The sequence below is a fragment of the Pseudomonas sp. 44 R 15 genome (genome assembly GCF_900004965.1).
GTDB lineage: Bacteria > Pseudomonadota > Gammaproteobacteria > Pseudomonadales > Pseudomonadaceae > Aquipseudomonas > Aquipseudomonas orientalis_A.
Genome location: NZ_CVTU01000119.1, coordinates 146667 through 152691, shown reverse-complemented (window position 1 = coordinate 152691; position 6025 = coordinate 146667). Strand labels below are relative to the sequence as shown.

General features: G+C 63.0%; 7 protein-coding genes. 4 read left to right on the top strand and 3 right to left on the bottom strand.

Annotated features, from left to right (window positions below; genetic code table 11):
* The first annotated feature begins 226 nt into the window (after window positions 1-226).
* The gene (locus BFP93_RS25815) at window positions 227-1006 is read left to right on the top strand and encodes a TSUP family transporter (RefSeq protein WP_065884472.1); all 780 of its coding nucleotides are present in this window, start codon (window positions 227-229) and stop codon (window positions 1004-1006) included.
* Here BFP93_RS25815 and nudC read toward each other — a convergent pair.
* Both nudC and BFP93_RS25805 read right to left on the bottom strand, forming a co-directional pair.
* On the bottom strand, window positions 974-1807 hold the full coding sequence (nudC, locus tag BFP93_RS25810; protein WP_065895439.1) for an NAD(+) diphosphatase: 834 nt from the start codon (window positions 1805-1807) through the stop codon (window positions 974-976). The genes BFP93_RS25815 and nudC overlap by 33 nt on opposite strands.
* Before the next feature lie 5 nt (window positions 1808-1812).
* Window positions 1813-2625, bottom strand: coding sequence for a crotonase/enoyl-CoA hydratase family protein (locus tag BFP93_RS25805; RefSeq protein WP_065895438.1), 813 nt, complete (start codon window positions 2623-2625; stop codon window positions 1813-1815).
* Between the two features lie 161 nt (window positions 2626-2786).
* Between BFP93_RS25805 and BFP93_RS25800 the strand changes: the two genes are divergently transcribed.
* The 3 genes from BFP93_RS25800 (at window position 2787) to BFP93_RS25790 (ending at window position 5111) form a co-directional block, all read left to right on the top strand.
* Window positions 2787-3341 (top strand): UPF0149 family protein, encoded by a 555-nt coding sequence (locus BFP93_RS25800; protein ID WP_065895437.1) that lies wholly within the window; start codon window positions 2787-2789, stop codon window positions 3339-3341.
* 91 nt (window positions 3342-3432) lie between these two features.
* On the top strand, window positions 3433-4689 hold the full coding sequence (aroA, locus tag BFP93_RS25795) for a 3-phosphoshikimate 1-carboxyvinyltransferase (RefSeq protein WP_065895436.1): 1257 nt from the start codon (window positions 3433-3435) through the stop codon (window positions 4687-4689).
* Between the two features lie 32 nt (window positions 4690-4721).
* Complete coding sequence (locus tag BFP93_RS25790) at window positions 4722-5111, top strand: hypothetical protein (RefSeq protein ID WP_065895435.1); 390 nt, start codon at window positions 4722-4724, stop codon at window positions 5109-5111.
* Between the two features lies 1 nt (window position 5112).
* Here the strand turns inward: BFP93_RS25790 and BFP93_RS25785 are convergent, their stop codons facing one another.
* Window positions 5113-5712 (bottom strand): NAD(P)H-dependent oxidoreductase, encoded by a 600-nt coding sequence (locus tag BFP93_RS25785; protein WP_065895434.1) that lies wholly within the window; start codon window positions 5710-5712, stop codon window positions 5113-5115.
* Window positions 5713-6025 lie beyond the last annotated feature (313 nt).

Genomic DNA, 6025 nt, shown 5'->3' with positions numbered 1-6025 from the left:
AGAGCGTTTTGCTTACTTTTGCGCTTTTCAAAAGTGAGCCGCTGTAAAAGCGGAACCATTAGCAGCCGTTACCGCAGAAACGGATATGTACTCAACCCAATCCACCATCCTGGTCGGCCCTGAGGCGGCCATCGGGGGCAAGCCCCCTCCCACATTTGGTTTTGCGTACATCCGGGGGGTAAGATGGCGGCCTTCCCAGCAGCCCCGCCAACAATAAGCCCTGCCCATGCCCTTCGAACTCAGCGTTGACCTGACCACCCTCGCCATTCTCGCCGTCGTGGCCTTTGTTGCCGGTTTCATCGACGCCATCGCCGGCGGCGGCGGCCTGCTCACCACCCCTGCCCTGCTTACCGCCGGCATGCCACCGCACCTGGTGCTGGGCACCAACAAGCTCAGTTCCACCTTTGGCTCGGCTACCGCCAGCTTTACCTTCTACCGCCGCAAGCTGTTCCACCCGCGCCAATGGGTGCATGCCATCGTCGGTACGTTGATCGGTGCGCTGACCGGCGCCGTGGTCGCGCACTATTTGCCCGCCGAAACCCTGAACAAGATGCTGCCGGTGATCGTGTTCGCCTGCGGGGTGTACCTGCTGTTCGGCGGCACGCCCAAGGCGCCGCTGGACGCCGAGGCACCCATCAAGAAGAAATGGCAGGCCACCCAGGGCTTCGGCCTGGGGTTCTACGACGGCGTGGCCGGGCCAGGCACCGGCGCGTTCTGGACCGTGAGCACGATGCTGCTGCACCCGATCGACCTGGTGAAGGCCAGCGGCGTGGCGCGCAGCATGAACTTCGTCAGCAACGCGGCGGCATTGACGGTGTTCATCATCAACGGTTCGGTGGACTGGATCGTCGGCCTGGCGATGGGCATCTCGGTGATGGGCGGCGCATTCTTTGGCGCTCGCAGCGCCATCAGCGGCGGCGCCAAGTTCATTCGCCCGGTGTTCATCACCGTGGTGCTCGGCCTGACCGTGCGCCTAGCCTGGCAGCACTGGTTCAGCGTGGCCTAGGCGGCGCGCCACATAGAGGTCGATCAGGTAACGCGCAATCGAGCGTGACGCCGGCAACGGCGGCAGGTCGTGGATATTGAACCACTGCGCATCTTCGATTTCGTCGGCCTGGGGCACGATGTCGCCACCGGCATACTCGGCATGAAAGCCCAGCATCATCGAATGCGGGAACGGCCAGCACTGGCTGCCCATATACTGCAGGTTCTTCACCTCGACCTGCACTTCCTCGCGCACCTCACGGATCAGGCAGTCTTCAGCCGACTCACCCGGCTCGGCGAAGCCGGCCAGGGTGCTGTAGACCCCGGTGACAAAGCGTGGCGAGCGCGCCAGCAGGATTTCATCGCCACGGGTCACCAGCACGATCATGCTCGGCGAAATCCGTGGATAGCTGCGCAGGTCGCAGGCTTGGCAGTACATCGCCCGTTCCCGTGGCACCTGGACCATGGCCTGGCCGCAACTGCCGCAGAAGCGATGCTCGCGCGCCCAGGTGCCGATCTGTGCGGCATAACCCAGCACTTTGTACAGCGTGTGATCGCCTTGCAGCATAAAGCCGCGCAGGCCCTGCCAGCTGCAGCCCGGCACCTGGGCAGCAGCGTTGACTTCGAGCAGGTACACCGGCTCGCCATCGAGATGCCCGATGCCGTGCTCGGCAAAGACCGACAGGTCCTGGCGCTTGAGCCATTCGCGGGGGAACAGCGGCCCGTTGGCATCGTGCAAAAAGCCATCGCGGCTGCGGGCCACGGCCCAGCCGCCGGCGGCGTCGTTGTCCAGCAGCGTTGTGGTAATCCAGCCTGGGGTCATATCAATCAATCCACGAATTCGGGTGTCTGTTTGCTCATATGGGCCGCGATGGCCACGCGCAGGTCGTTGGATTGCAACATAGCCGAGTTCCAGGTGGCAACGTATTCCAGGCCGTCATTGATGCTGTGGTCGCGCATATAGCTGATCATCGCCTTGGTGCCGGTGATGGCAATCGGCGACTTGGCGGCGATTTCATGGGCGATGGCCATGACGCCCGCCAACAGGCTGGTCGAGTCGGCATACACGCGATTGACCAGGCCGATGCTGCGCGCTTCTTCGGCGCCGAACTGACGACCGGTGTAGGCCAGTTCGCGCAACATGCCGTCGCCGACGATGCGCGGCAGGCGTTGCAAGGTGCCGACGTCGGCGGCCATGCCGATGTCGACTTCCTTGATCGAGAACAGCGCATCCTCGGCGGCGTAGCGCATGTCACAGGCGCTGATCAGGTCGATGGCGCCGCCGATGCAATAGCCGTGGATCGCTGCCAGCACCGGCTTGCGGCAGTTGTCGACCGCATTGAACGAGGCTTGCAGTTCGAGGATCTTGCGCCGCAGCACGCGCGCGTTACGGCCCACATCCTTGCCGAGCTCGTTGGCTACCGAAGCGAGCATCATCAGGTCGATACCGGAGGAAAAGTGCTTGCCAGCACCGCTGAGCACCACCGCGCGCACGGCATCGGTGTCTTCGACCCATTGGAAGATATCGATGATTTCGCTCCAGAACGCCGCGTTCATCGCGTTGATCTTTTCCGGGCGGTTGATCTGCACATGGGCAACGTTGCCGTTGAGCTCGACGACGAAAGCTTGGTATTCGGACATGGCAGTGATCCCTGACTGGCGAGTGATAAGGCCTGAACTATAACAAGGCCAGGCAACGGCGCATCGGCCAAAAGCGGGACTGGCAAAAAACCTTGCCAGGCGCCATCCTTGGCGCTTTAAGCCGCCCCACTGCGGCGTTCGACGTTTGAAGGATATGCCCCATGCACGCCCAGCCCCTCACCCCCGCCGATTTCGACCTGATCGAAGAGACCCTGCTCAAGTACGGCGACGACCATTCGGTGCTGAACCTGGCTGAACTCGACGGTTATTTCACGGCCTTGGTCTCCAGCCCGACGCAGGTGGAGATCGCCGAGTGGTTCCCGGCAATCTGGGGCGGGCAGCACCCGGACTGGGAAAGCCCCGCAGAGGCCGGGCAGTTCCTGGACCTGTGTGTACGCCACTTCAACACGCTGGCGGCGCAACTGGCCGGCGATTCCACGACATTCAAGGCCCTGTTCGATGAAAAAGAGCACCACGGCCAGTCTGTGACCCTTGCGGAAGAATGGTGCTTTGGCTACATCCGTGGCGCCGCCATTGGCAACTGGCCAGCGCTGCCCGCCGAACTGGCCGTTCAGTTCGAAAAAATTTCCTGGTGCGCCGAGCAGGATAATTTCGAGTTGCCGGCGGACCTGGATGTGCAGGCTCATCAGCACCAGGTCGGCGAAATCGAACCGGCCGCCCGAGCGCTGCACGATTACTGGCTGAGCCAGCGCTAAATCTCGACAAGCACCGCACCTTTGGCCGATTATTCGGGTCCGCCCCGTCGGCCACTCCATGCCACCTCGCCTTGATCAGGAGCCTTGTCCCTTGAGTTCGCAGAAAACCGTGACCGTTACACCGCCCAACTTTCCTCTCAATGGCAAGGTCGCGCCCCCCGGCTCCAAATCCATTACCAACCGCGCCCTGCTGCTGGCGGCCCTGGCCAACGGCACCAGCCGCTTGAGCGGCGCCCTGAAGAGCGACGACACCCGCCACATGTCGGTAGCCCTGCGGCAGATGGGCGTGACCATCGATGAGCCGGACGACACCACCTTCGTGGTTACCGGCCAGGGCAAACTGCAATGGCCGACGCAGCCGCTGTTTCTCGGCAATGCCGGCACCGCCATGCGCTTTCTCACCGCCGCTGTCGCCACCGTGGAAGGCACCGTGGTACTGGACGGCGACGACTACATGCAAAAGCGCCCGATCGGGCCACTGCTCGCCACCCTCGGCCAGAACGGCATCCGGGTCGACAGCCCGACCGGCTGCCCACCGGTGACCGTGCACGGCGTGGGCAAGGTCCAGGCCAAGCGCTTCGAGATCGATGGCGGGCTGTCCAGCCAATATGTATCGGCGCTGCTGATGCTCGCAGCCTGCGGCGAAGCGCCGATTGAAGTCGCATTGACCGGCAAGGACATCGGTGCCCGTGGCTATGTGGACCTGACCCTCGATTGCATGCGTGCCTTCGGCGCCCAGGTTGAAGCCGTCGACGACAGCACCTGGCGCGTGGCCCCGACCGGCTACACTGCCCACGATTACCTGATCGAACCCGACGCCTCCGCAGCCACCTACTTGTGGGCTGCAGAAGTATTGACCGGCGGCCGTATCGACATCGGCGTCGCCGCCGAGGATTTCACCCAGCCGGACGCCAAGGCCCAGGCGGTGATCGCCCAGTTCCCGAACATGCCGGCCACGGTAGTGGGCTCGCAGATGCAGGACGCCATCCCGACCCTGGCGGTGCTCGCCGCCTTCAACAATACCCCGGTGCGCTTTACTGAACTGGCCAACCTGCGCGTCAAGGAATGTGACCGCGTGCAGGCGCTGCATGACGGCCTCAACGCAATCCGTGCGAGCCTGGCGACCATCGAGGGCGACGATCTGCTGGTGGCCGCCGACCCGGCCCTGGCCGGCACATCGTGCAACGCATCGATCGACACCCATGCCGACCACCGCATCGCCATGTGCTTTGCCCTGGCCGGGCTGAAAGTCTCGGGCATTCACATTCAAGATCCGGACTGCGTGGCCAAGACCTATCCTGGGTACTGGAAGGCCCTGGGCAGCCTCGGCGTGACGCTCAGCTACTAAGGCCACCGCGCAGGTTACGGGAGGGCACGCACATGACCATTCGCCAACCCTGCCCGCCCGGCGCCTGCGTCTGCGAGCGCGAACGCTTGCTGGAGGCGCCCGGCGCCGACCTGCGCATTCTCAACCTGACACGCCAGGAAGAAAAACGCCTGCTCGAGCGCCTGGAAAACCTCAAGAGCCTGCAAGACCTGGAGCATATGCAGCAGCGCATGTACGAGCAGTTGGGCATCCGCCTGCATATCGCGCCGGGCCATACCGAGGTCAAGAGCATGCGCGGGATCCAGATCGTCATCGACGAACTGCCCGGCCTGTGTCGCAAGACCCGGCAATCGATCCCGGCAGCGATTCGTCGCGGCATGGAGAAGCAGCCCGAGATTGCCTATCGCTTGCTGGACGCCCACGACCTGTTTCGCGACGCTTGAATCACTCGGTTACCGTCTCACGCTCAAACAGCCCCTGCCCGACCATCCTGGCCTTGTCCAAATGCGCCTGGGCACTGTCGGTTTCCGAGTCCAGCAGCAGCTCCGAGGTCAGCACCTGCGCGCCGCAATAGTCAAAGATCCCGTAATCGATCTGCGTGCGCATGGCCTTGGCATAGCCGTGCCGGTCAAAGGCGCTTGCATCCGCAGCGCCCAAGGCCAGCAGATGCACCTGCAAGTGCCGCAGTTTCTTGGTCATGGGGATGTCCGGGCCGTACTCGATCGCCCAGCCGTTGACGAAGACGCGGTCGATCCAGCCCTTGAGCAACGCCGGCATGGACCACCAATAGATCGGGAACGCCAGCACCAACGCGTCGGCGCGGTCGATGCGTGCCTGTTCGGCCCGCACATCCGCCGGCGGCATTGCCCCGCTGCGGTATACCCGGTGGTCAGCGGCGGTGTAGCGAGGGTCGAAGCCTTCAGATGCGAGGTCGGCGATTTCAAAGGTGTGGCCGCAAGCGCTCAAACCCGCGCCGACCTGCTCGGCCACGTTGCGGGTGAGGGATTGCGGATCGTGATGAGCAACAACGATCAGTGCGTGCATGGCATGGCGTCCTCTTGGGCTTAATCTACCTTTAGTAAGTTACCATTATTAAGTTACTTTCGGTAGATAGCAGGATGAGGTCTGTCTGATCAAACAAATCAACTGTGGGAGGGGGCTTGCCCCCGATGGCGGCCTCTGGGCCGACCAGGATGTTGGATTGGACCGGGTACATATCCGTTTCTGCGGTAACGGCTGCTTAGGGTTCCGCCCTGACGGCGTCTCACTTTTGAAAAGCGCAAAAGTAAGCAAAACGCTCTTGCCCCACCACTCGGCACCTCGCCTAGGCTCGGTGTGCCCGAACGCAGGCTTGAAT